Here is a 25414-nt window from a genome sequence, read left to right on the forward strand (position 1 = left end):
ACACTATACTACACGGAAAACGCATAGACATCCGCGCACATCATTCGCTTGCGTTGAATACCAGCTTTGAAACTCTTCTCTTGCTTTAATAAATTAAAAACCATTTGCCTTATTCGTGCAAATACTTCCGCTCGGTCATCCACCCTAATTCGGCAGGTATCATCTTTCAATCCAACATCGAGTTGCCAGTGCATTGATTCAATTAACCAATGCGAGCGAGTGGTATCATGTAACTCTTTCGCTGTCAACGCTTTTGAGCTTATATAATAGCGTACTGAGATATCTAATTCGTCGGTATGTTTGCAGTCCTATTAACGGATGCTTATCATAGTACCTATGCCTTGACATCCTGTTCAAAAACCAGTCAACACTAGAGATCAGTCAGCAATTCAAACTTTAACGGTGTTCCACGAGCTAAATCTATTTTCGCTTTCATCCCTAGCACGGACTCAAGGTGCTTCGGCGCTAAACCAAACCCCGGCCGGATACTTCTAACATGTTGCTCCGTCAAAATTTCGCCCGCCTTAATATCCTTCACGATATACAACGAACGACGAAATTTCACATTGCCTTTTTCAGCATCAGTCCGTTCATAATTAACGTTACCTAGTGCTTGCCACGCCGTTTTCGTGTCTCGGCAGAGAGCTGCGAGTTCTGCTGGCTCCAACGAGAAGCTATCGTCTGGGCCTCCACCGTTACGATCTAACGTGACATGCTTTTCGATTAAACAAGCGCCCAACGCGACAGAAGTGACTGCTGTTGCATTGTCAATGGTATGATCTGATAGCCCAGACAATACGTTAAAACGCTCAGCCATGTCCGCGATAGTCCGTAGATTATATTGGTCAGCAGGCGCTGGATAGCCACTGACACAGTGCAGCACTACCAACTCTTTACAACCATTATTTTTAGCCACTGCGATTGCTTCTTGTATCTCTTCTTCGTTCGCCATGCCTGTAGAAATAATCATTGGCTTACCTGTCAGAGCAACCTTTTTGATTAGCGCATGATCGACAATTTCGAATGAAGCAATTTTGTAAGCGGGGGCATTCAGCTGCTCAAGAAGATCAACCGCTGTTGCATCAAATGGCGAGCTAAAAATGGTGATACCTTCTTGCTTTGCTTTTTCAAACAATGCTTCATGCCATTCCCAAGGGGTATGCGCCCATTCGTAGAGTTGATACAGTGTATTGCCGTCCCATAACCCTCCGCGAATGTGGAAATCATCTTTATCACAGTCGATAGTTATCGTATCAGGGCGATAGGTTTGCAGTTTAATCGCATCAGCGCCTGCTTTTTTCGCTTCTTCAATGATTTTAAACGCACTATCAATATTGCCGTTATGATTTGCTGAAAGCTCTGCTATGATATAAGGCTTATAACCTGAACCAATTCTTTTTCCATCAATTTCAATATATGCCTTAGTCATCTACTTTCTCCAGTTTTATTTTGTATTTTTGGTCACCAATATGGAAATATGCGGGATATCGCTCTGGGTCGCTGACTCTCAGTAAGTTGAATTGAGAAGATATTGAATCATTGATATCGATAAGACTATCCTGAGGTGTACGTTTTCGATGATAAAATGCATCGTCGTTCGTTTGTTTCATTGGCTTTGCACTGTCAATATTCTGGCAAGCCCAATCCATCAGTGCTAACTCAGCATTAAACAACTTGTGATTGATCTCATCATAGAGCTCTGTACCATCCAGATGGATATTCACTTTTTTCCAAATATCACCGGTATCTACATTATCTTCTGCATTGAGCATAGATAATGTAAGTACATTACTCCCATTGATAATATCCCAAATATGTGGACTCCACCCTCGCCCTTTAGGTAAATCACTTGCATGCAAGACGAGTGTATATCGATATTTATCTCTAACATCCTTTCTCACGATGTCGGAGCAAGAGACGAGAAAAAGGATGTCTCCTTCTTTCTCGATTTCTTTTACAGATGAGAGTAATGAAACATCATACATTTGTTCATTTTTCTTACACCAAGTTTGCAGATAAGCATAAATTGGGTGTGATTCACTGCTACAAATGATTGTTACACGCATTATTTAATCCTACTATATTTGACACAACACGAGTGACGCCGAGACCATCACAAAGCGCTAGGCTTCTGGAGTGCAACTCTTTCCAATCAGTAACAATTTTGTAGTAGGCGGGTATCAACTTTGTTGTTATATCATCAAGATTAACTTTCTCAGCAACTTGCCAAGTGACTAGCCGTTTACAAATCTCAACTTGGTTATCCGCCAAAGGAACAATAATGCTCGGTAATCCTACACATGCTCTTTCCCAGCTTGTGCTTCCCGGCGCGCCTACTGATATATCATGCTCGAGCATTAAGCTGGCCATGTCTTCAATAAAGTCATAGTGGTGTACATTATCTCTCGTCCGACACCATTCGGCCACCTGTGCATAATGAGGAGAACGTTGACTCATCAAAACCGTGATGTGTATATCGAGACAAGCTTGTTCAAACGTCTTTAAAACCGATAAGGTTGCATTGGGTAGATCAACACCGCCCATTGATACCAGCACTCGAGCCTGACGGCTATTCAATACTTTATCTGCAACCTTATCTCTCGCTAACCGGAAGTTTGAGGCTAATAGAGCGTAGTCAGTCCCTGTTAAAACTCGGCTACCAGAATTACCGTACTCTTCAGGCCGACGCCCCAACGTTTGATCAATAATCACATCCGCGCAATGGGTGCGCACAAGATCATCAATGGCGACAATTTTACAGTTAAGCCTCGCGCGAACGATTTCATGCCACTGTTTTTCAATCGCATAGTGGTCGGTCACAACCACATCTGCAGCATGCACGTGATGAATAAAATCGTGCGCATCGTCGGGGATGGGCTTTGGCAGCCATGCGGCGTAGTCAGCATCGTGCGCCGGTTTCACGACCTGATCGGGCGCCGTCAACGTAATGACGTTAAAACCCCGCTCGCCGATAAATACGCGCATATCGCCTTCTAACGGTAAACACGCAAAGCTCACATCATGAYCATGGCTCACTAACTCATCGGCGAGGACCAAACACCGCATCACGTGCCCACTGCCAATCCAAACCGATGCATCAACGCGAAATACAACTTTCATGATTCTTGCCACGCTACTTGTTCGCAAGTGTTAAGGCTGAAAATAACGACTCGGCAATATCCCAATCTTCGTGGGTGTCGATATCTTGGACACGATGACGCGGTAAAAGCACAGCCTTAGAATGCGGTGAGAAAATCGATAACTTGTTTAAAAATGCACTGGCTTTACCCCAATAGAACTGCCCAGCATCGTGATACGCCTCTTCCAGATCTTGTGATCTGACTTGCTCCTGCTCTGGCGAGAACATAGACACAGCACCGTTTGCATCTAATTTAATCGCACGCTGGATGGGAAACGGAAAGGACGTGGCACTAAACGCAAACTGGACGTTTTCCGTGTTTAGCAACTGATAGCCAGCCTTGAGATCATCAGCCTGAACAAACGGCGCAGTGGCATATAAGCAGCACACAGCTTCAATATTAAAACCTGCATCTTGGCACCACTGAATCGCGTGAGCCATGACGTCCATCGTGGTCGCATAATCATCGGCAATGTTTGCCGGACGCAAAAATGGCACCTCTGCGCCGTATTGCTTCGCAACATCGGCAATATCCTGATCGTCTGTTGACACAATCACCTTATCAAAGCAGCCCGAGGCGATCGCCGCGTCAATCGAATAAGCAATCATCGGCTTACCATGAAAAGGCTTAATGTTTTTTCGTGGTATCCGTTTACTGCCGCCGCGCGCAGGAATAATCGCTATATTCATGTTACTCCGTCAGTATCGCTGTTAAGACATCAATCACCGTGTCTTGCTGCTCATCGGTCATAGCATGAAACATCGGTAACGAGATGGCTTCTTGGTAGTATTGTTCAGCATGTGGGTAATCGCCTGGACCAAAGCCGAGCTGCTGGTAATACGGTTGGGTGTGGACAGGAATATAGTGCACGTTCACACCGATGCCGTGTTGCCGCAACGCATCGAACACTTGCTTGTGGGTCTTTGACAGCTTCGCCAATTGAAGACGAATGACATAAAGGTGCAAGCCTGAATAGGTATCGGTTAATTGATAAGGCAATACTAGGGGTAAATCTTGCAATTTTTCGTTATAGCGAGCGGCAAGGCGGTGACGCGCACTGACAAACTGATCTACGCGCTGCATTTGGCTTAGCCCGAGTGCGGCTTGCAGCTCTGTCATCCGATAATTGTAGCCGAGCGCCACTTGCTGATAATACCAGTCGCCGTGGTTATCACCTTCCATGAGTGAGGGATCGCGTGTCACCCCATGACTGCGATACAGCGCCATCGACGTGGCCAAGGCGTCGTCATTGGTTACCGCCACGCCACCCTCTGCCGTCGTCACAATCTTAACCGGGTGAAAGCTGAACACGGTAATATTTGAATACTGCCCACAACCGATTGGCTTATTCTGATATTTGCCCCCGATAGCATGGGAGGCATCTTCTATCACTTTAAAGCCATACTCGTCGGCTAATTGCCCTATCGCTTGCATGTCACAAGACTGACCACACAAATGCACGGCAACCACCACTTTCGGCAGAGTGCCAGTGACTTTTGCATGCTTGAGTTTTACTTCAAGTTGTTTAGGGCACAGGTTGTAGGTGGTCGGGTCGATATCGACAAAATCCACCTCTGCACCGCAATAGCGCCCGCAGTTGGCTGAAGCGACGAACGTAACCGGCGTGGTCCATAGTCGATCGCCCTCGCCAAGCCCGAGCGCCAGACAGGCAATGTGGAGGGCGGACGTCGCGCTATTGACGGCAAGCGCGTGCTTGGCACCGGTGTACTCAGCAATAGCTTGCTCGAACGCAGGGACCTTTGGCCCCTGAGTGAGAAAATCCGAATGCAGCACATCAACCACTGCATCAATGTCGTCTTGCGTGATGTCTTGCTTGCCGTAGGGGATCATTGTTGCGTGGCCACCGTAAAATTAGGATCAATATATTGCTTTATCTTCTCACGTAAGCTGTCAACGCTTTCCCATTGCTCGTTGGTGCCTGAGTTATATTTAAATCCAAACGGCACTTTCTCCGCTTTGTGGTGCGTCATGTATGCTTGCTCTGTGTGCGTGTGAGACACAGACGGTAAAATTGCGTAGTAATTGCCAAGATCAATGGTATTGAGCGAATCAGTATCGGTGATCATTTCTTCGTGCAGCTTTTCGCCAGGGCGAACACCAATGACTTTAACCTCACAATCAGGCGCAACAGCTTTTGCCACATCTAAGATCTTGTAACTTGGGATCTTAGGGACAAAGATTTCACCGCCCAGGTGATTTTCCAGGGCGTACATCACCATGTCGACTCCATCTTGTAGCGAGATATTAAAGCGAGTCATGTCTTCATGGGTGATTGGCAGTACGCCTTCATGGCGCTTGTTCAAAAAGAACGGGATCACTGAGCCGCGAGAGCCCATGACGTTGCCATAGCGCACCACACTGAACTTCAGGTCACGGGAGCCTTTAATGTTGTTTGCCGCCGTAAACAGCTTGTCTGATGCAAGCTTGGTCGCGCCATAGAGGTTTATCGGTGCACAGGCTTTGTCAGTGGAAAGTGCGACCACATTGTTCACCCCGCACTTCAGTGCCGCGTTAATCACGTTCTCCGCGCCATCAATGTTGGTGCGAATGCATTCCGTTGGGTTGTACTCCGCGGTATCAACCTGTTTTATCGCCGCCGCGTGGATGATCACATCCACCTCTTCACACGCTTGCACCATGCGCTCTCTGTCACGCACATCACCGATGAAAAAGCGTAGTTGTGGGTACTCACTTTGCGGATACAGCTGTTTGAGCTCAAATTGCTTTAACTCGTCACGCGAATAGATAATAATTTTCTTTACATCAGGATAACGAACAAGAATAGTCTGGATGAACTGCTTACCGAACGATCCGGTGCCGCCGGTGATGAGGACTGTTTTATTGTTTAGCATTGAGATATTCCGATAGGTTTAGCTATGACTAGCCATTTTTCTAAATTCGAGGTTTTTATTTAGTAACTCGGCATAAGTACCATAATCCACCACTTTGCCTTGTTCGAGCATATAAATACAATCACACTGCTGAACAGTACTAAGCCGGTGAGCAATCATAATAATGGTTTTATTGCCAGAAAAATCATGGATGGCATCCATCACCAGCTTTTCGGTGATGCCATCTAGTGCACTGGTTGCTTCATCAAGCACTAGCACATCTGCATCATCATACAGTGCGCGAGCAATGCCAATCCGTTGCCGTTGACCACCCGATAGCTGTATTCCTCGCTCTCCAACTCTGGTATCTAACCCGTTTGGTAGCTGCTCGAGTAATTCTTCTAAATGCGCCATCTTGGCCGCTTTTAGTACTTTCTGATCGTTAATTTCGTCTAAGGGCAGGCCAAAGGCGATATTTTCACGAATAGTCGCATCAGAAAGGAAAATACTCTGAGGAACAAAGCCAATATTGTTTTGCCATGCACGCACGTTATCGGCTGTGATTGGCTTTCCATCGACCTTTAAGCTACCTTGGCTGGGCTCAATAAGGCCGAGTAAAATGTCAATCGCCGTTGATTTACCTGATCCTGACGCCCCCACTAAACCAATCACCTGGTTAACGGGTAGGTCGAGAGACAAGCTGCGTAGAGCGGGCTCTTCTTTACCTGGATATTGAAAGGTCACATTATCAAGCCGCACCTGATGCTCAGGCTTGAGCTTATCTCGCGTAGGGCTAGTTTCAACCACATGCTGGCTTGCAATCAGATCGGCTTCAAGGTTATCAAACGCCGATAAGTTGCCGCGAATTTGTGCCACTCCCATATAAATCTGCTGAAACGCGGGGAGCAATTTGAAGCCGGCGAGTGCGTAAACTGACAAAATCGGTAGGATTTTTCCCAAGTTACCATCGTGTGTTTTAACTAGATAAAGTACGAGGAAAATCACTGAGCCAAACGCGACAAGCTCCATGGCATAACGTGGAACTTGTGATAATCCACGGTTACGACCTTGCGCATAACCAAAACGTTCACTGGCACTTTGATAACGTTGATTAAAGTCAGTTTGACGGCCCAGTAATAACGTATCTTTTATCCCGCCAAACCCTTCATTCATCAAGGTAAAACGTTGGCGATTCGCATTGGTGATATTAATGCCGTTTTGCGATAGCTTTTTTCGTACCGTACGATAGAGAACAATATAGGTACACGCAAAGATACCCAAGCCAGCGAGAGCAACCAGTGGATTATAAATAAAAATTGCGGTCGTCATTACTATCGCGAGTACTGATTTAGCCACCAGTCGCATGGTCGGCTCAATAATTGTCTGAGTAATGCGGTTGGTCTCTTGCGCAACTTTATTGGTCAGCTGACTACTGCTTCCGCCCGCATGAAACAACCAAGACTGGTTCATATAATAGCGATAAAGACGCGTTGATAACTCCGCACCTACTTGCTGGGCATATAAAGATAAGCGCCAAATGGTATACATAGAGATCATCGCTGCAATAGCGAGCGCGACGAGCACTATTACACCCACCCAGAAGATAAAGTCACTTGGATTGGCTAGCCCGCTGTATTGATATAGCTGTGCAAACTTACCATCACCTTGCAGTTGGCTGATATCACCGACTAAAGCCATAAATGGACCAATAGCGACAACGCCGGTTAGCTCAGCAAAGGCCATTAGAACTACCAATAATTGTAGCCGGATGAGCCTTTTACGTTGTTCTGCCGTTAATAAATTAAACAGCGTTTTTAAACGATTATACATCTGGATTTAGTTACCTTTCGGGTGATTTACCCACGCTACCGCCATGAGGTGTCGCTCCCCCTGTGCGCATAGCTAGATTGTGTCTGGCCGCGCACGACGCACAGCCGGTAAATTTAATGGGCTATGAGTTTACCTGCTAATTTTTGTAGGCAAAAGGGCTAGCGCCAAAAAGTCGACATTAAGCAAGCAGTGTGGTGGGTTTTTAGGCAACAAATTACGGGGAAGGGCAAACCGTGCGCGCATCCGGGCCTTTGCTCTTTCTGTACTCTGTATTCCGTCATCTGTATTCGGGAATTGGAATACGGAGCGCTTCGCTTACAGAATACCGAAAGAGACGAGACGCTTCGCTTCTAGAAACTAGAGGCTAGAGACTAGAGACTAGAAAAAGCAGCCTCGTGCTTGCATTGGGGCCTTTGCTCTTTCTGTACTCTGTATTCCGTCATCTGTATTCGGGAATGGGAATACGGAGCGCTTCGCTTACGGACTACTGATTACGGATAAGAGTGCCTAGCGCTTGCTGGCTGTCCGGTTCGCCGTGAATCAAGTGGACTTGTTTTGGCGGCGGTTGGATGCCTTGTACAAATTTAACCAGGTCATTTTGATCGGCGTGGGCGGAGTAGCCAGAAATTGTGTGGATTTGCGCGTTGACGGTGACTGGCGAGTTGTCTATCCACACTTGTTTGTTGCCTTGCTGAATATCACGGCCGAGGGTGTGTTGGGCTTGGTAACCGGCAAAGATCACATCGGTGCGTTTGTCTTCCAGCAAGGCGGCAAGGTAGTTCATAATCCGTCCGCCTTGGCACATGCCGGAGGCGGCGACCACAATGGCCGGCTCGCCGCTTTGTTTTAGGCGATTCACCAGCGCCATGTGTTGGCTGTGTTCATCAATGGTGATGCATTGCTCAAACGCTAACGGGTGGCGATGCTGGTTTAGCTTGGTTTTGGCCTCTTTGCTCCATAGCTTTTTAAACTGGCGATAGTGACGCGTGACCTTTTGCGCCATTGGCGAGTCGAGAATGATAGGGAGCGCCTCATCAAGCTGCTTTTGGTAGATAAGCTGCTCGATATCAAACAACAGCTCTTGGGTGCGGCCGACACTGAACGCGGGGATTAATATTGCGCCGCCGTCTTCTAGTGAGCGTTGAATAATCGCCTCGAGCCGCTGGGCGCGGGTGGCGACGGATTCATGGGTTTTATCGCCGTAGGTGGATTCTAAAAACAAAATATCGGCGCGGCTTGGCGGTATTGGATCAGGCAGCAGTGGCGTATTACTGGGCCCTAAATCACCCGAGAACACTACGCGCTGTTCGTCGGGCAGTTTTAACTCTACGTAGGCCGAGCCCAAAATATGCCCGGCCGGTTGCAAGCGCAAATAGGTCGCCGGCTGCCCTTTTTGCTTGGGCTTTAGCCGGTGCCAGCTGTTGTAAGGTAGGGTCACGGTTAACTGGCAAATGCGCTCAAGTACCCGCTGACGATCACCGTAATTCATGTTGAGTTGCAGCTTTAAAGTATCGTCAATCAATAGCGGCACCAAAGCAGCGGTGGCCTCGGTGCAATAAATGGGACCGCTAAAGCCCGCCGCCAGTAGCCAAGGCAGCAAACCACAGTGATCGATATGAGCGTGAGTGAGGATCAGCGCATCAATGCGTTTGCCATTTAAGCTCACCCTCGCCGCCCGCGCTTCATCACCTTGGTATTGACCGCAGTCAACCAGCATGCGTAAGCCACTGGATTTAATGTCGACTTGGTGGCAAGAACCAGTCACGGTTTGATAGCCACCGTGGTGAGTGACGGTGAGGGTGTCGGTGTTTATTGAGGTTTTTAGTGAAGTGTTGGGCATAATAACGTCCTTGTTGGGGGAGATCCTAGGTCCTAGAAAAAGATTACAGAATACGGAATACGGAATACGGAATACGGAGAAGAGCAGCCTCGTGCTCGCCTCCGGGCCCTTGCTCTTTCTGTACTCTGTATTCAGTCATCTGTATTCGGGAATGGGAATACGGAGCGCTTCGCTTACGGAATACGGAGAAGAGCAAACCGTGCTCGCCTCCGGGCCCTTGCTCTTTCTGTACTCTGTATTCCGTCATCTGTATTCGGGAATAGGAATACGGAGCACTTCGCTTACAGAATACGGAGAAGAGCAAACCGTGCTCGCATCGGGCTGCTCTTCCCCGCCTTCAATCTTTTATCATCTTATCCATCATCTGTTCTATCAATGGGCTTGGGTGGCCGTTGTCGTCGGTAAGAAAATAAGTATGGCCCCAGTGGGGGTCGAATTGGTCGTTAAAGGCGTCGCAGTCGGTTACCGTCACTTTGTTGGCGGGGAGAGCGTCAAGGTTTTCAGGGCCGGTCATGCCGAGGCGGCGGGTGACGGTGCGGTGGCGTACGTTGACCACTTTTGAGGCGGCCATGGCGATATCATCAGCGGCATAGTAAATGTGAACTTGTTTGGCGGCATCCAGCACTGCTCTGCCCGGTTGGTGCGGCTCTAGGGCTTGGTTATCGACATCGGCGGCCATCATAAAGATATGCCGAAACCATTGCGGCATGGTGTCGAGCCCGGCGTGTTGGTGCCAATGAGAAAAAGTGCTGATTAAGGTGCGATTGCCCATGGAGTGGGCAAGCACGTTCATGCGTCGTTTGCACGGGGTGGTTTGTTGCTCGGGGGCGCGGCGCCAATCATCAAACATCGCCAGTAAGCGGCTAAACGCCAATCCTGACGCGGTGGCGGCAAGTTGATCGTCCCAATAGTCATCGATAGCACCGAGCCCGCCATCGTCGTCACAGGGCCAGATAATCGGAACCACCAGCATAGCGTTGGGGGCGAGGCGATCAAACTGGTGTTGTAACGTCTGCGCCATCGGGAAAATGTTGCGGTCCATTTGGTTATTGTAGCCATGGAGCAAAAAAAGTACTTGGGTATGCGCGGGTAATGCTTTCAGTTTGGCCATAAACGGCGCCGCGGTGATCTCTTGGTATTCACCCTGCCCGGCACGCTGGCAAAAATACACCCACTTTGAGATATCGGTATTTTGGTTATCAAAGCTTAACCAACGGCCGGCCTCACTGGTCGGCCCTTGTTCAGGAATACGGCTGGTAATAAATAACATGGCATCATCCACCGGTTATGAATGTGCGGGGAAGGATAAGCGAGGTAGGTGGTTGAGTTGTATGGTGTTTGGGGAATTTTGCGAGGGAGTGGGCGGAAAGAGATGACGGAATACGGAAAAGAGCAGATCGTGCTTGTATTGGGGCTCTTGCTCTTTCCGTACTCTGTATTCCGTCATCGGTATTCGGGAATTGGAATACGGAGCGCTTCGCTTACAGAATACGGAAAAGAGCGGTCTTGTGCTCGCATTGGGGCTCTTGCTCTTTCTGTACTCTGTATTCCGTCATCGGTATTCGGGATCTTGAATACGGAATACGGAGAAGAACGGTCTTGTGCTTGCATTGGGGCTCTTGCTCTTTCCGTACTCTGTATTCCGTCATCGGTATTCGGGATCTTGAATACGGAATACGGAGAAGAGCGGTCTTGTGCTCGCATTGGGGCTCTTGCTCTTTCCGTACTCTGTATTCCGTCATCGGTATTCGGAATCTTGAATACGGAATACCGAAAAGAGCAGCTGGTGCTCGCATTGGGGCTCTTGCTCTTTCCGTATTCCGTATTCCGTATTCGAGCTTTTAAATACAGATCACAGAAAAGGCAAGAATCTAGGACCCTAGGCTCTCATCTTCATCCTTCCTAAACGCAAATCTTACCAGCACAATGGCGACGGCGAGCATGCCGCCGAGTAAGGTGGCGAGTACACAGATCAGGGCGCGTTTGGGGCCGGCTTTTTCTTCGGGGACAATGGCCGGATCGACGGTTTTAAACACAAATTCGTCTTGCACTTCAGCCAGCATCAAGCTTTTGGTTTGCTCTTCAATCAGCTGATAGAACACATTCTGCATTTGCGTGAGGTTGGTGTTTTCTAGCTGTTGGCGCAAGTAGCCGATGTTGGTTTTGGTTTCGGCCAGTTTATCTTTTTTCACATGGGCGTTAATGTCGTTTACCAATAACTCAACCACTTGTTGCGCAAACGCCGGGGACTGTGACTCAAAGCTAATGGTGATTAAGCCGTTGTCTTTTTGTTCATTCACCGAGAGTTGCTCTGAAAACATTTTATATAATTGCCAATCTGTAGGCATCGCTGGCTGATCTGCTGGCATATCGTCCGGTTTTAACCAGGTTTGCGTCTCTGAGTTATAACGGTCTGCATTAATCAGCCATTGGTTGGTCTCAGCATCCCACCCTTCAGTCGCCGCCAACGGCACCGCTAACTGATGTTTATGCACAAACTCGCTAATAAACTGGCGTGATTTTAGGGTGGCAAGCGCAATTTGGGTTTCACTGCCGCCACCGCTGCCAAGGTTAACCCCAGCTAGCGAGGCCAAACCGCCTAATTGCCCGGCCATGCTGGCTAAGCCCCCACCGCCTTGGTCATTGGCAGGGGCCAGTAAAGCCTCGGATTTGTAGGTATTAGGAAGCGATAATGAATACCCCACCCCACCGACTGCAAACACAAAGGTGATCGCAATGATCAACCATTTGCCTTGCCATAACGCGGCGAAGAGCTCGCGGAGGTCGATTTCGTCATCGGCCGCCATTGGGGGGATTGGGGGGTGTGGGTAGTGTTGCTTTAAATTTGAGTTCATAAGTTTGATTCAATGATTACGGAATACAGAATACAGAATACAGAAAAAGACTAGTTATCGGGATGCATATAGTCTGCGGAGTCTTCTTTTATCCGCGTTTGCTTTGTTTTGGATAACCGCCCGATACTCGCTGCAATGGTTTCAGCATCATTTATCCAGGTTAACCCTGCCGTTTTTTCTATATATCCAATCTCTATGCCTATATAAATTTGAGTAATGAGCTCCGCCGTTGACGACTTTGCAATATTGAGAAATCTCAGTTGGTCTTTAACAGACTCTCTTTCTTCGCCCTCTGCGATGTTCGACGGTATCGATAAACCAGAGCGAGTAATTTGATCTTTAAAGCCATAGTCGTTACAGGCACGCATCGTCTTGTAAATCTCACAAGATAAACGACATGCGCTTTGCCAGACTTTTAACTTTTTAAATCTCAATAGATGTCCTTATCTAAGCATCCCTGTTATTGAAAAAGCAGCCAGTGCGTGCACTGCGGTTATTGCTCTTCTCCGTATTCCGTAAGCGAAGCGCTCCGTATTCCAATTCCCGAATACCGATTACTGATTACAAAGTACGGAAAGAGCAAAAGACCAATGCGAGCACGAGACTGCTCTTCGCCTTTAATCTTTAACCGCTTGCCAAGCAACACCGATTTGATAAAGGATTTGCGTGGCGGTGGAGGCGGTGCTTAGGCCGTCTAGGTAGTCGGTGTCGATTGGGACGATGATGGTGTCGCCGGGTTCCAGTTGTTTTTGGTTGCGGCTGAACCAGAAGCTGTTGTTGGGCATCATCACTGAGCCGTCGGCGCGCACAACGTAGATGCGGTCGGTGTCGGCTTGTTGTTTGGTGCCGCCGGAAGATTCAATGTAATCACTTACCGTCATGCCAGGTTCAAACAGCTGGTTAGATGCAAACTGGACTTCGCCCATGATGCTGACCACGGGGTTTCTAGGCGGTACGTATAGCTTGTCACCGCCTTCTAGCATAATGTTTGCGACCTCATCACCTTTTAGTGCGCGTGGCAATGAGATCACCATGCGGCCCACGGCTTCGGCGTTTTGTAGCTCTTCGGCGAGTGACAAAGCTTCAGTAGGGCTTGTGGTATATTGCGCGCTGGTTGTTTGACGACGTAACGCTAAGCTGCTGATTTCTTGCTTTAATTGACGGTTGAGCATTTTCAAGCGCTCTGCTTCTTGGCGTTTGAGTCGCTCACGGCTAAATACCGCCCCCTTGGGGTAAGCGAACTCGGTAAGGCCACCCGCGCGTTCAATGACATCGTCGATGGTTTCGCCACGCTCAAAGGCATACACACCAGGGAAGCGGACTTCACCTTGGAGCTCAATCGTGTTGTTTTTATGCCAGTTGGGCTTGGTTTTTATGTTAATACGATCTTGACGTTGGATGGTCAACGTTGGCCCTTTGCCAGCCAGTGTCTCCCCCAGGTTGATCGGATAATGGCGTACCGTTAAACGCCCATCAACCACTTCGCGCCGTGAGATCTCGGCTTGCTTAACGTAGGCCGCTTCGGTCAGCCCACCAGCAGCATCGAGTAATTGCTCGATGGAGGCGTTGACGGGATAAGGATATATACCGGGATACTTAACGGCTCCCGTCAGCTCAACGACTGGCGCGGCGTGTTGGTTACTTGCTTGGTCTTTAAGCCTTTCAATTATCGGGGCCAGCTCTTGTTCGCGCAGCGAGCGTCCGCCCTCATCGTTTTGTTCGACCAGGTTTTTAACTAACTTGGACTCGTTTTGCTTGGTTTGCACCGCCACTTCTGCCCCGGTTTCTGGGTCAATGTACATGCCGCCGCTATTTTTTTGATTGAGGCGTGATTTATCGACTTTCRCCGATTGACGTTTATCCCAGTATTGGCTGTCGATACCGTTATTAAAAACAAAAACTTGATCACCTTGTTGCAAGCGCAGGTTATCTGCTGAGGTGGGCTCGTCAATAGCGCGGCCCAGTTCAAACTGCAGGACCTCAATGTCGCGTTTTGCATTTACTTCACGCACGAGCAAGGCATAGTTTAAATCAGCACTGGGCTTGAGATCGCGCTTTGCTGTTTTAATGAGATCAGATATTTTCATTCCGGGTTCAAAGCTGTACGCGCCTTGACGAACCACCTCACCACGCAGCACTACCGCGTTATCGATCGCATCGTTACTTTTCGCAATGGTGATATCATCACCGTTTTTGACGGCGAAACGCTGGCCTTCTGCCGTGGTCATGTCTAGGCTGAACTGCTTGGTGCCTGATTCAGTGGTGCGCTTGACACTGATACTCGATAGATAACCTTCGGGAAGCGCCCCCCCTGCCATATCGACCACGTCCGCGAGCGTGCTGTTGCCGGTCAGTTCATATAATGCGGGGCGTAATACCTCGCCGTCGACCGCGACTTGCGCACCACGTGCAGGGACAAACAAAGTATCGCCTTTGAGTAGGCGCACATCACCACTGCTGTCACCGGCAAGCAAAAGATCATAAAGATCCAGCAGAGCGACGACGTTGCCATCGCGTTTTAATTGGATATTACGCAGTGAACCACTGTGTTTTATCCCACCACTGGCCAATAGCGCTTGGGTGATCGTGGTAAGGCCATTCACTGTGTAAGCCCCAGGCTGTTTTACATCACCGGCTAAATACACCTGCATGGTACGCATGGCGCCAATATCAACGGTGACGTCGACACCAATCACTCGCTCAGCAAACATGGCTTTAATTTGTTCGCGCACCTTACCAAAGGTTTCTCCAGCCACTTGCATCGGACCGTATTTAGGGAAGTGGATGTTGCCATCACGCTTGACGGTCAGTTGGTATTGTTGGTTTTCTTTCCCGAATATTTGTATGTCTAGGGTATCCCCCGGACCCACTTGATAATCCGCGGGGAGCGGTAAATCATCCACCGCATTCAGTGATGCCGGGGTTCCCGTCAAAAAGGCATAGCCAAAGGGTTTGAGCGCCGGGTTATCTTTGTTCGTATCTGGCTCGGCATCTGCCATCGATGGTTGTTCGGCCGATTCACCGCCAATACGCTCAGGCGATTCTGGGGCTGATGACTTGGCTTCTTCGGTGTTTGATTGGCTTTGTAGGCTATTTAAGTCAATGCCATATTGCCGGGCCAGCTGTTCTTGCTGCGCCTTTGGCAACTGTTTAAATTGTGCCAACTGGCTGGGTGTTGGTGTTGCGGCCCATGTGGGTTGGGCGATAAGCAGCGAGCTAAGTAATCCGCCAATAATACGCGCTGAGACGGTGCGCCATGGCCGATGAGTGGGAAAGAAAAACGTCAACATAATTCGCGTGATCCGTACGTGTTGTTATCGTGATAGTAAAAATGGGTTGGCGTCGCTATCGTGTGCAACGAGAGCACAATTGCGACTAAAATCGTAATTGATATTTAAGCCAGTAACGTGTGTCTGCTTCTGGATAGTGCGGCGTATCGTCGTCGGTTTTGCTGGCACCGACTGTGATCATCCCCGTCGCAACGGGAAGGCGATAGCTGGCCTCAAGCACGTGCCAGCTGTCGTTACCTTGCTCACGTTCCGCCAGCATGGTTTTTATTGCATGGTCGTTGATCAGTTGGGTATACACGGCCACAGAGCGGCTTGTGTCTAACCCATAGGTTGTACTGTTACCGCCTAATTGATCTGATGATATCGCTTGATCAATGGCGGGAGTTTGGCTCAGTGTGGTTTCAAAACCATGGTGAGTCTGTTGTTGTTCTAGCACCAAGCGAACACTTTGCCCTGCCAGCTCCGTTTGTCCGCTCCAGCCAATTAGGCTACTTGCCAGATCTTTGGCTTGGTAATTACTGACCAACTCTGTGTAAACAGCATGCGCCAACGGTAAATCAAACGCGGGTAATGCCAGTTTTGCATCCCACGCCCATTGTTCGGCGCGAGTGCGATGGTCATTGGGGTTTTGCCACTCTTGATAACTCAACCCATATTGAAAGCCACGAATGGGTTGGCTGACTAAGCGCGCGGCCCAGTGCGCATCATAACCTGTGTTCTCAGGGAGTTGATACACGGCCTCAAACGACCAGTAACCGAGCAAAGGGAGCGCTTCACCGAGATAGCTGAGTGACACGCTTGGTGCCGCTGCCGTTTGATTTCCCCAAATAAGGTTATGCTGCCAGCCTTGGCCCCACCATCGATCAATTTGGCCCATGGTAAGCAACCAGCGACCATCGTTAAGCGCGAGGTAAGAGCCTTGCCAGGTATAGTCTTTATCGCCATTGGCATCGCGACGGTATTGATTAGCAACTTTAAAGGCAAAACGATTGCTTAGATGTTGGTAGTAGCTACTCACTTGCCATTCGTGACGTGGCGTGTCGCCATAGTCTATTCCGGTGGCGGGATCGTTGGCCCAATAAAAATCAAACCCGATTGGCGCGCGATTAAACTTAGCCGCATGCGCACGATAGCGAACATGACTACGCGCCGTATTGAGCATTGCGGCGCGAGGCAACACGCTGCCTGTAAATTGACTGGGGTTGGTATCGTCGTAAAAGCTAGACCAACGTAACGGATAGTGATTAATCGGGGCATTGAGTTGGCCGGCATCCGATAATGCAGTCAGATCGGCGCGTAAAAACGGGTCATCCGGCTCAAGCCAGGGGGATGCGCCCGCTTGTGTGCTTGTAAGCAGTACCAGCATCGCTATCGTTTGCCTACCACTTAGGTGAGGCGATGCCAAGTTCATCCATTTTGAACATTTCATAGGTTTGTTAACAACGCTGCGAATGAAAGAAAATATGAGTTAAAAATTAAACAGACATTGAGTCGATGTGTGCCATTTAGACACGCTACCGCCCGGAGGTGTCGCTCCCCTGTGCGCCTAGCCGAGTTGTATCCGTTACCGCACGTCAGGCGCAGTCGGCAATTTTTAACGATTTGTGAGTGTACCTGCTAATTTTTATAGGCAAAAGGTCTAGCCGCAAAAACTCGATATTGTGTAGGCGTTACAACCTCGGGACGTCGGCGAGGGAGAAATCCTCACTGGTCATGGTTAAGTTGGGGTTGTAGCACGGATCGTTCAGTAAGACGTGCTGCCAACGTTTTTGCATGTAAGCCACTTCTTTTTTGAAACGCGCCTGTTTTTCTGGTGTATCTTCAAAACCACGGGTTTTTGACTCGTAGTGATAAAGCTCGGCGAACGGTGTCCACACATTAAAGTATCCCGCCTCTTGAACCTTCAAACAGAAATCAACATCATTAAACGCGACGGTTAAGTCTTTTTCGTTTAAACCACCCACTTGTTGGAATATCGATTTTTTGATCACCAAGCACGCGGCGGTCACCGCAGAAAAATTCTGTGTCACCGCCGCGCGGCTCATGTATCCCGGTTGCCCTTTCGGCAGGTATTTGTGTGCGTGGCCGGCAACCCCACATACCATGACGACACCGCCGTGTTGCAAGGTGTCATCGGGGTACCATAAACGTGCGCCCACCGCTCCCGTATTGGGTTGTAAGGCATGCCCAACCATCTCGGTTAACCAATCAGGGCTGATGACTTCAATGTCATTATTGACCAAAGCCACCAATTCGCCGTTTGCTTGTGCTACCGCTTTATTATTGAGCGCTGAATAATTGAAGGGGCTGTCATCACGCAACACGCGCACATGGGTATGGTTAGTTTGTAAACCGGCCAAATAGGCCAAGGTTTTTTCGCAGTCCGAGCCATTATCGACGATTAATATTTCATAGTTCGCATAGGTGGTTTTTTCCAGAATGGAGTCAATGCACACTTTAAGCACATCTAGGCCATTTCGGGTTGGGATCACTAAGCTCACTAACGGTTGTGGACGAGGGATTTGGTAAGTGACACGCACATAAGGATACTCTGGATGTGTGTCTACTGACGCGGCGCGCCCAAGTCGCTCAAGATGATCCTGAACCGCTTTCACGCCCGCATAAAGCGCATAGGGTTTTTCGTCTCCTCCTGTTGCAGTACTTCCCTCTATGGCGCGCCAATGATAGAGAACACGTGGGATGTGAATAATTTGCTGCGGCGATAGGTGCTCGACAACACGGAGTGCAAAATCCCAATCTTGTGCGCCTTCATAGCCTTCTCGAAAGCCGCCCACCTCTCTTGCCAGCGAAGTACGGTACACCCCGAGGTGAGAGATATAGTTCATGCTACACAACAGCGCTGGGTTCCAAGTGGATTTGAAGTGAGGATCAAAGCGCGTATGGCTATCTTCTGCGATCTTATCCTCATCAGAATAGATAAGCCCCACCTCGGTCTCTGTATGTGATTGAATTACACTGGCAACATGGTAGAGAGCATCAGGCGTCAGCAAATCATCTTGATCCATTAGCGCGATAAATGCACCTGTTGCTAGACTTAATGCGCTATTGGTTGCGGCTGATATATGGCCATTCTGTTGTCGCTCAATAACGCGTATGCGCGGCTCTTTCTCTGCTTGTTCGCGAAGAAACGTTAATACGTCTTGGTTTGTCGAGCAATCATCAGCAACGCATAACTCCCAATGCGGGTAGACTTGCCGTTTAACCGACTCAATCGCCTGAGATAGGAATGAAAGATCAGGGTTATAAACCGGCATGAGTACTGAGATCACCGCCGGGTTACTCCACTGTTTGATCTGCTTGGCCATATCAGCAAGCTCTGGGCCACTAACTTGACCGTGTAAGGCGACCCACTGTTGATAATTCGTTAATGCATCACGCTTGATCGGAAGCGCTCGTCCTGCTGCTAACAGGCGCTGGAAACCATATTGGCGATATAGATACCAAGCTTTTTTGGCAACCACTATCGGGCCACCACGCTGTACAATCACTTGATGCAGTGATTTTAGGCACTGTATGTAATGACAAGCCCTTTGCTTACCGACTTTTAATTGATTGCCCACATATCTAACCGGCGCGGTTAGCTTCCAGGACGTTGAGGCTTGTATGCTCTCTATGGCGGCGGTGAGTTGAGCATGATGCGCTGCCAGCGTCGCGATATTGTCAGCGAGTTGCGCATTTTCATTAGCCAGATCATCTCGCTCTTCTACGCGCTTTTGATATGCATCCGTTAACTGCGCATAGGCAGAAGTTAGATCGTTGTGACGCTCATCCAACCGTTGATGTTCTAATGCAAGCTTCTCATGCTCAGCAAGGATGTGTTGCATGTGAAGCTGCTGCTTATTAAACGTATTACTCTGCTCAGCGAGCGCTTCGTCCAGCTGGGTTACTTTCACTGAAAGCTGTGCTTTGCGTTGTCGTAAATCGTCTTCTTGCTGGTGCCAATGTTGTTTCGTTAAACGAGTGATTTTTTCTCGGTAGTCATGATCAAGGTGCTGATGTAGCGTTTGTCGCTGCTGCTCTTTTTGTTTTAGCCAATCTCGCGTTGTTTCATTTAGCACATGCCGTAAGCTTTGCTGCTCGGCTAAGCTGATAACGAAGTTATTCACTTCATTAACAGAGGCTATATACCCCTCGCTGTTTGCGAGCTCTACTTGGGTAGATTGACTGTGACATAAAGAGGTATCGATAAACTCTGCGCAAAACGCTGAAACATCGGCTAAGTTAACGTCTTCTAGCGCAAGAAACGTCTGCAACCCGGCACAAACCGTCGCTGGCTCAGTTAACATCTTGTTAAATGGAACCCAGTAGACGTCCTGATCTTCAAGGAGTTGCAAATTGGGCAACATGTGGTGAAGCCACAAAATATAGCTGTGAGAAAAAGAAAATTCATCACGCGCTTTCACGGAGCGTGCAATATCTAACGGATTGCGTAATGCATAAACAAAACGGGCGTTGATGTTGGCTTGCTCGAACACCCGTAACCAAAATGGTAGTAACCGTGACGTGCGTGGATCCTTAAACCCAACAGTCCCGTGAACGCGGATACGAGCCTTTAGTATTTGAGCCGCCTCTTCAACAAGGCGTGCCACATAGGCGTCATCCAGATCGATATGAACAGGTTCCGGGGTAAACCAAGCACTTTGGTAATAGCGCAACAAACGATCGTTGATGTCGACAATGTCCAGATCTTCCCAATGCCCCTTAGGGTTATGCGGCCCTGCCCCCATCAGGTTTTCACTCAGCGACACCCCTAACGTTTGTAATGCTTTCGCCAAAGCACTGGTGCCGCTACGGTGCATCCCTAATACCACAACCACTTGCTCTGGCGTTTCTTGCGGGCTGCCACTGGCGGCGGACATGAATCCACTATTCATCGTTTTTCTCTACTGCTTGTTTTATGGGGGTGATCATAACACTATCCCGTCTCTTTCATTTTTACGCGCATATATTTGCTGACCCATCCAGGAAAACACAGCGTGAAGAGACGCACTTGGGGATGCGATACCAATCAACATAATGAATTTTGCCTGTATTCTACACGGGGGGTATCGACCCGCAATAGAGGGTATTGGACAATAGCCTCGAATTCGTCAATACAACGCACAAAAACTGACCACCTGTAAGTAACCCTGGTGGCACTGCTCACTCTGTCGCCACGTTTTTAATGACCAACATTGTGATCATGATCACCAAACTAGACAGTAAAAAACCTAGACTTTTCCGAAAAGACACTTATACATGTCAATTTTAGTAGTGATGAACTTCACAAAAACAATTTTTACGTTCAGTTGCACATTAAACAACCAGACCGTTTTTTATTTTTTATATCAAATATTTAGTAATCAAAAGATGTCAATAAAGATAGGCAAGTGTGATGTTGGCGCAAAAAACTCATTATTGAACGTTGACAAGTTTGTCTACCCTACCTGACAATACTCATTGCGCATTTCGGCGCGCAGTGAATCCTTCGCATTATTTTGATGCTGTGAGATTCATACATCTTAGGTATCGAGATAGTTGGTGCTCACAGTGCACCGAAGGTTGATCAACATCAGCTTCGCCAAAGCGCGGGTCATCGTAAAATGATCCGCACCAAAGCCAAGTTGATAAATCAAAATATGGATCCAATAAAGGAAATAACATGTTGAAAAAAACGCTAGTGGCAGCGGCAGTAACTATGGGTCTGTCAGCGGGTGCATTCGCTGATGTCCACCTAGACAACGAAACTGGTTTTGACACCACGATTATTGCTAAAGAAACTAAACAATCTGCACTAGATTTCTCTACTGCTGTAGAAGATCTGGAGCTTACTTTTGATAACCCTGTAGCAAGCGGCAGCATCGAACGTGAACTGCGTGATGATGGTTTTTTGTATGTAGGAATCAAAAACGGCATCGGTGCGGAATTTAACCGTAGTCAAATTAATAGCTGGCTGACAACTGAAGACGGTGGCCAGAGCCTACCAGCTCTAGAAGTTGATATTGATGGTAATACCGGCTTCGATTCTGGCAGCAACCAACTGACAGATCTTGAACAGGTATTTAAATTTGAAGTTCTAGGCAACGGTGAGAAACGTGCTGTTTACGAATTAGACGGCGATACTCTGCGTCTAGAGCTAGCTTCTAACGTAGAAGATCTTGCAAATGCTAACACCAAAGTTCACATTAAGACTTCGAACGCTACTAATATCTTTAAGTTATATGAAGATCGTAACGGTGGAGCAGATAAAGTAGTGTTGACTGTTGGTGCTCAGCACAATGGTTCATTCACTGCAGACCCACTAGACACTCCATTTGTGTTTGACCAAACTAAAACTCTGTTCACTACAGAGCTAGCGACTGGTGGTCTCGGCACAGCAACGGCGTTGGTTAACACCTACTTCGAAAACTATAAGCTTGGTCTGCAAGAAACTGGCGATATCGTTGATAGCCAAAATGCAGACATCAATGGTGTGTTTAACTTCACTAACGAAACTAGCAACCAAAATATCCAGAAGGAGCAAGTTCGCTTTACCGTTAGCGGTGACTTCTCTGGGTTTGATATCCAAAACGGTATGCTAATGGATGCATCTGGTGTTTCAACTGGATGGGAAGTTAACGCAGATAAAACCAAAGCTGCACGTTACCTGGGTGATGCGGGTATTACCCGTGGTCAAGAAATAGAGACAATTACAGCAACTCTGTTCAACTACGACGATCCAGCAATCGGTGACGACGGCCTATACGCGCTTAAGACACCGATCTCATCTGGCACCTATTCTGTAAAAGCAGAGTTGGCGCAGTTTAACCGCGATACTGGTAACCTGTTCAAGCCTGTAAGCGAGATTGATGAAACTGCATCTTTCTACCCTGTAATCGACTCAGTAGAAAAAATCATTGAGATCGACCGTGACGGTATGAGTTTTGACACCATCACTACCGGTTCTACTTCTTCAAACAAGATCTTTATCCGTGACGTATCAAACCGTCTGGGTGAGAAAGGTGGTAAGATCCTAGTCACCATCTACGAATACGAAGGTATGGCTGCTAATGAGCGTGCTAACGCAACTGGCGAAGTTGATGTTGATAACAACAACGGCATCAAGACCCTGGTACACCGTAAAGCGCTCGAGCAAAACGGCGATTACTTCACACTGCCAAGCGGTGGTGCGGTCACTCTAACACCTGAAGGTGTTGCAGAGATGGCTGGTGTTGATGTAAGCACCGCTCGCCAAGCACGTTTTGTATTCGAAGTACAAACAAACATGGGTGAAGTAGCTGTTCGTAAGAAAGACGACTCAGGTACAGATATCCAAAACGGTACCCGCAATGTTAACCGTGACAACGGTGACGACGGTTCACTCGTTGACTTTACTCTGTAATCACCGATTTATTGTTGATTATAAACAGAGTAACACTGCCGTAAAAGGAGGGCTTAGGCCCTCCTTTTTTTATGCCGCTAGCTAATCGTAAGCGCCCTTTCTCTCTTTGCGTCTGACTCAGTATTCGTCCATAATAACCGTTTTATCGCGCTATTGATGGTTATGAAGTCCATTATAAAAGTCTCGAATGTGAGTAAATCATTTTTACTCAAACCTACTCTCTTTAATGTTCTCTCGAGTAAATTATTCCCTAACCGTCCGCAAGCGGTTTTCACTGCCTTACGATCAATCAGTTTCGAGGCCTATCAAGGCGAAACACTGGGCATTGTCGGCCATAATGGTTCAGGTAAATCGACGTTGTTGCAGGTAATTTGTGGTGTGTTGCAAGCAACCCAAGGACAGGTTGCGGTTGAAGGGCGTATTGCAGCATTGCTTGAACTGGGTTCGGGGTTTAATCCAGAGTTCACAGGAAGAGAAAACATATTTTTTAATGCTCGCCTGTTGGGCCTTTCACATCAAGAAACCAAGCAGCGTCTTGATACGATTGTCGATTTTGCAGACATTGGCCCCTTTTTAGATCGCCAAGTCAAAACCTATTCCAGTGGCATGATGCTGCGTTTAGCCTTTGCCGTCGCGATTAATATAGAGCCTCAGATATTAATTATTGATGAAGCGTTATCGGTGGGTGATGCGGCCTTTCAACGCAAATGCCAATCGAAGCTTAAACAGTTAAAAGCGCAGGGGGTAACACTGCTTTTTGTCTCTCACGCCGCCGGTCAGGTCATTGAGCTATGTGATCGTGCGATTTTGTTAGATAAAGGCGAGCTATTAATGACAGGTACCCCGAAAGAGGTGGTACATAGCTACCATAAGCTACTACATATGTCTGATGAGAGTGAGCGAGAAGCCTTTAGAGCGCAGATTATAAACGGGCAGCAACAGTCAGCCGTGCAGGCGGTGAGAAGTACGCCTAACGCGCCGCAAAGCCAAACACACTGGACATCCGACCTTATTCCTAAATCCACCGTGTGGTATGCCAAGCAAGGCGCTGAAATCATCAATCCACGTATTGAAAACAGCCAGGGCCAGGTGGTTAATGTGCTTGTGGCGGGCGAAACCTACTCGTATTGCTTTAGTGTACAAGCAGAGCGCGATGTCTTTGAAGTCGGCTTTGGTATGATGATTAAGACAATCAATGGGGTTGAAATTGGCGGTGCGACGTCGACTAAAAATCATGAAAAGCGTATTGATTATCTTAAAGCCAGCTACCATGTCGATGTCTGTTTTACGTTTAAGTGTTCGTTGCAAAAAGGGACGTATTTTCTCAATTGTGGTTGTTCGGGCATCATTGACGGACAGCGTCAATTTCTTCATCGCGGGGTGGATGTGGCGATGTTTTCTGTGATCGAAGACAATCAAGACGCAACCGGTATTGTTGATATGGGAATTTCATTGCAAAGCAAACATCATGCAAAAGCGCACTAATTTATTTATCGTTGGCGGACAGAAGTGTGGTACCTCCGCGCTCGCGCATTTTCTTTCTCAACATCCAAGTATTTGCATGGCGCTAGGTAAAGAAGCACATGTTTTTGATCAGCCCATGTTTTGCCAACTGACTCAATCACATATTGAGGCACTATACACGGAACGTTATCCCCATTATTCTGGTGAGCGTTACGTATGTGACGCAACACCGATCTATGCCTACTGGCAGGATATACCTAAGCATATTGCCGCTTATAATCCCGAAGCGAAACTCGTGATGGTGGTTAGAAACCCAGTAGAACGCGCGATCTCTCAATATGCCATGTCGAAAAACCGGGGCCAGGAGTCGCTGAACGTGTTTCTCGCATTTTTGTTAGAGCCGTTGAGGATGAGGGTTAATCAGAATAGAAACTGGAAGCAACCGGCAAGAACTCAAAGCTATTTATCCAGAGGAACGTTTAAATCACAAATCGAGAATCTTTTTCGCTATTTTTTGGCTGATAATATTTTAATTATTCATCATCAAGATTTACTCTATCAACATGATGCCGTACTTAATCGTGTATTTGAGTTTCTCAATATTTCATCTTGGGATATAGCAGCGGAATCAATTTTTTCTGGTCAGTATTCGCTATCTCGGTCAGCAATTTCTTATCGATTAGCTAAGCGTTATGCCGCTTATAAACTTAAAGAAGATATCGACTATATTGAACAGTTTCGTTTAGAGAAAACGACCTAGTG

17 protein-coding genes and 1 pseudogene are annotated in these 25414 nt (G+C 47.8%); 3 read left to right on the top strand and 15 right to left on the bottom strand.

The annotated features are described in order from the left end of the window. Nucleotides 1-8 precede the first annotated feature (8 nt). The 15 genes and pseudogenes from BZG80_RS11785 to BZG80_RS11855 form a co-directional block, all read right to left on the bottom strand. A pseudogene (locus BZG80_RS11785) lies at nucleotides 9-290 on the bottom strand (ISAs1 family transposase); the annotation flags it as partial. 80 nt (nucleotides 291-370) lie between these two features. Continuing rightward, nucleotides 371-1429 (bottom strand): pseudaminic acid synthase, encoded by a 1059-nt coding sequence (gene pseI, locus BZG80_RS11790; protein ID WP_077679419.1) that lies wholly within the window; start codon nucleotides 1427-1429, stop codon nucleotides 371-373. Beyond that, complete coding sequence (locus BZG80_RS11795) at nucleotides 1422-2066, bottom strand: formyltransferase family protein (protein ID WP_077679420.1); 645 nt, start codon at nucleotides 2064-2066, stop codon at nucleotides 1422-1424. Before BZG80_RS11795 ends, pseI begins: the two co-directional genes overlap by 8 nt. Then, on the bottom strand, nucleotides 2044-3120 hold the full coding sequence (gene pseG, locus BZG80_RS11800) for a UDP-2,4-diacetamido-2,4,6-trideoxy-beta-L-altropyranose hydrolase (protein WP_077679421.1): 1077 nt from the start codon (nucleotides 3118-3120) through the stop codon (nucleotides 2044-2046). Before pseG ends, BZG80_RS11795 begins: the two co-directional genes overlap by 23 nt. A gap of 13 nt (nucleotides 3121-3133) precedes the next feature. Next, nucleotides 3134-3829 (bottom strand): pseudaminic acid cytidylyltransferase, encoded by a 696-nt coding sequence (gene pseF / locus BZG80_RS11805; protein WP_077679422.1) that lies wholly within the window; start codon nucleotides 3827-3829, stop codon nucleotides 3134-3136. A 1-nt stretch (nucleotide 3830) separates the two neighbouring features. Further along, entirely contained in the window at nucleotides 3831-4991 is a 1161-nt protein-coding gene (gene pseC / locus BZG80_RS11810; RefSeq protein ID WP_077679423.1) for a UDP-4-amino-4,6-dideoxy-N-acetyl-beta-L-altrosamine transaminase, read from the bottom strand. Continuing rightward, nucleotides 4988-6013, bottom strand: a complete 1026-nt coding sequence (gene pseB / locus BZG80_RS11815) for a UDP-N-acetylglucosamine 4,6-dehydratase (inverting) (RefSeq protein WP_077679424.1) — start codon at nucleotides 6011-6013, stop codon at nucleotides 4988-4990. Before pseB ends, pseC begins: the two co-directional genes overlap by 4 nt. Before the next feature lie 18 nt (nucleotides 6014-6031). Further along, complete coding sequence (locus BZG80_RS11820; RefSeq protein ID WP_077679425.1) at nucleotides 6032-7822, bottom strand: ABC transporter ATP-binding protein; 1791 nt, start codon at nucleotides 7820-7822, stop codon at nucleotides 6032-6034. Between the two features lie 484 nt (nucleotides 7823-8306). After that, nucleotides 8307-9662, bottom strand: a complete 1356-nt coding sequence (locus tag BZG80_RS11825; RefSeq protein ID WP_077679426.1) for an MBL fold metallo-hydrolase RNA specificity domain-containing protein — start codon at nucleotides 9660-9662, stop codon at nucleotides 8307-8309. Nucleotides 9663-9999: 337 nt separating this feature from the next. After that, on the bottom strand, nucleotides 10000-10932 hold the full coding sequence (locus tag BZG80_RS11830) for an alpha/beta hydrolase (RefSeq protein ID WP_077679427.1): 933 nt from the start codon (nucleotides 10930-10932) through the stop codon (nucleotides 10000-10002). 601 nt (nucleotides 10933-11533) lie between these two features. Further along, the gene (locus BZG80_RS11835; RefSeq protein ID WP_077679428.1) at nucleotides 11534-12517 is read right to left on the bottom strand and encodes a Wzz/FepE/Etk N-terminal domain-containing protein; all 984 of its coding nucleotides are present in this window, start codon (nucleotides 12515-12517) and stop codon (nucleotides 11534-11536) included. A 50-nt stretch (nucleotides 12518-12567) separates the two neighbouring features. Further along, nucleotides 12568-12951: a four helix bundle protein gene (locus tag BZG80_RS11840; RefSeq protein ID WP_077679429.1), complete on the bottom strand. Its 384-nt coding sequence runs from the start codon at nucleotides 12949-12951 to the stop codon at nucleotides 12568-12570. Between the two features lie 183 nt (nucleotides 12952-13134). Continuing rightward, complete coding sequence (locus BZG80_RS11845) at nucleotides 13135-15807, bottom strand: SLBB domain-containing protein (protein ID WP_077679430.1); 2673 nt, start codon at nucleotides 15805-15807, stop codon at nucleotides 13135-13137. 85 nt (nucleotides 15808-15892) lie between these two features. Continuing rightward, on the bottom strand, nucleotides 15893-17173 hold the full coding sequence (locus BZG80_RS11850; protein ID WP_158011550.1) for a capsule assembly Wzi family protein: 1281 nt from the start codon (nucleotides 17171-17173) through the stop codon (nucleotides 15893-15895). Nucleotides 17174-17477: 304 nt separating this feature from the next. Beyond that, nucleotides 17478-20702 (bottom strand): glycosyltransferase, encoded by a 3225-nt coding sequence (locus BZG80_RS11855; protein WP_241833905.1) that lies wholly within the window; start codon nucleotides 20700-20702, stop codon nucleotides 17478-17480. Nucleotides 20703-21469: 767 nt separating this feature from the next. On the opposite strand from BZG80_RS11855, the gene BZG80_RS11860 reads away from it, so the two are divergent. The 3 genes from BZG80_RS11860 to BZG80_RS11870 all read left to right on the top strand — a co-directional run bounded on the left by BZG80_RS11860 (nucleotide 21470) and on the right by BZG80_RS11870 (nucleotide 25412). Beyond that, nucleotides 21470-23188: a VapA family S-layer protein gene (locus BZG80_RS11860; RefSeq protein WP_077679433.1), complete on the top strand. Its 1719-nt coding sequence runs from the start codon at nucleotides 21470-21472 to the stop codon at nucleotides 23186-23188. Between the two features lie 189 nt (nucleotides 23189-23377). Beyond that, the gene (locus BZG80_RS11865; protein ID WP_241833906.1) at nucleotides 23378-24673 is read left to right on the top strand and encodes an ABC transporter ATP-binding protein; all 1296 of its coding nucleotides are present in this window, start codon (nucleotides 23378-23380) and stop codon (nucleotides 24671-24673) included. Further along, the gene (locus BZG80_RS11870; RefSeq protein ID WP_077679435.1) at nucleotides 24657-25412 is read left to right on the top strand and encodes a sulfotransferase family protein; all 756 of its coding nucleotides are present in this window, start codon (nucleotides 24657-24659) and stop codon (nucleotides 25410-25412) included. The genes BZG80_RS11865 and BZG80_RS11870 overlap by 17 nt, the downstream gene beginning before the upstream one ends. Nucleotides 25413-25414 lie beyond the last annotated feature (2 nt).

The sequence above is a fragment of the Salinivibrio sp. MA440 genome (genome assembly GCF_001996265.1).
Lineage (GTDB): Bacteria > Pseudomonadota > Gammaproteobacteria > Enterobacterales > Vibrionaceae > Salinivibrio > Salinivibrio costicola.

Bases quoted from the DNA above. Each gene is read 5' to 3' on its own strand.
- BZG80_RS11835 (WP_077679428.1), bottom strand. From the start codon at position 12,517: ATGAACTCAAATTTAAAGCAACACTACCCACACCCCCCAATCCCCCCA.
- BZG80_RS11855 (WP_241833905.1), bottom strand. From the start codon at position 20,702: ATGAATAGTGGATTCATGTCCGCCGCCAGTGGCAGCCCGCAAGAAACG.
- BZG80_RS11820 (WP_077679425.1), bottom strand. From the start codon at position 7,822: ATGTATAATCGTTTAAAAACGCTGTTTAATTTATTAACGGCAGAACAA.
- pseC (WP_077679423.1), bottom strand. From the start codon at position 4,991: ATGATCCCCTACGGCAAGCAAGACATCACGCAAGACGACATTGATGCA.
- BZG80_RS11825 (WP_077679426.1), bottom strand. From the start codon at position 9,662: ATGCCCAACACTTCACTAAAAACCTCAATAAACACCGACACCCTCACC.
- pseB (WP_077679424.1), bottom strand. From the start codon at position 6,013: ATGCTAAACAATAAAACAGTCCTCATCACCGGCGGCACCGGATCGTTC.
- BZG80_RS11860 (WP_077679433.1), top strand. From the start codon at position 21,470: ATGTTGAAAAAAACGCTAGTGGCAGCGGCAGTAACTATGGGTCTGTCA.
- BZG80_RS11870 (WP_077679435.1), top strand. From the start codon at position 24,657: ATGCAAAAGCGCACTAATTTATTTATCGTTGGCGGACAGAAGTGTGGT.
- BZG80_RS11830 (WP_077679427.1), bottom strand. From the start codon at position 10,932: ATGTTATTTATTACCAGCCGTATTCCTGAACAAGGGCCGACCAGTGAG.
- pseF (WP_077679422.1), bottom strand. From the start codon at position 3,829: ATGAATATAGCGATTATTCCTGCGCGCGGCGGCAGTAAACGGATACCA.
- pseI (WP_077679419.1), bottom strand. From the start codon at position 1,429: ATGACTAAGGCATATATTGAAATTGATGGAAAAAGAATTGGTTCAGGT.
- BZG80_RS11795 (WP_077679420.1), bottom strand. From the start codon at position 2,066: ATGCGTGTAACAATCATTTGTAGCAGTGAATCACACCCAATTTATGCT.
- BZG80_RS11850 (WP_158011550.1), bottom strand. From the start codon at position 17,173: ATGCTGGTACTGCTTACAAGCACACAAGCGGGCGCATCCCCCTGGCTT.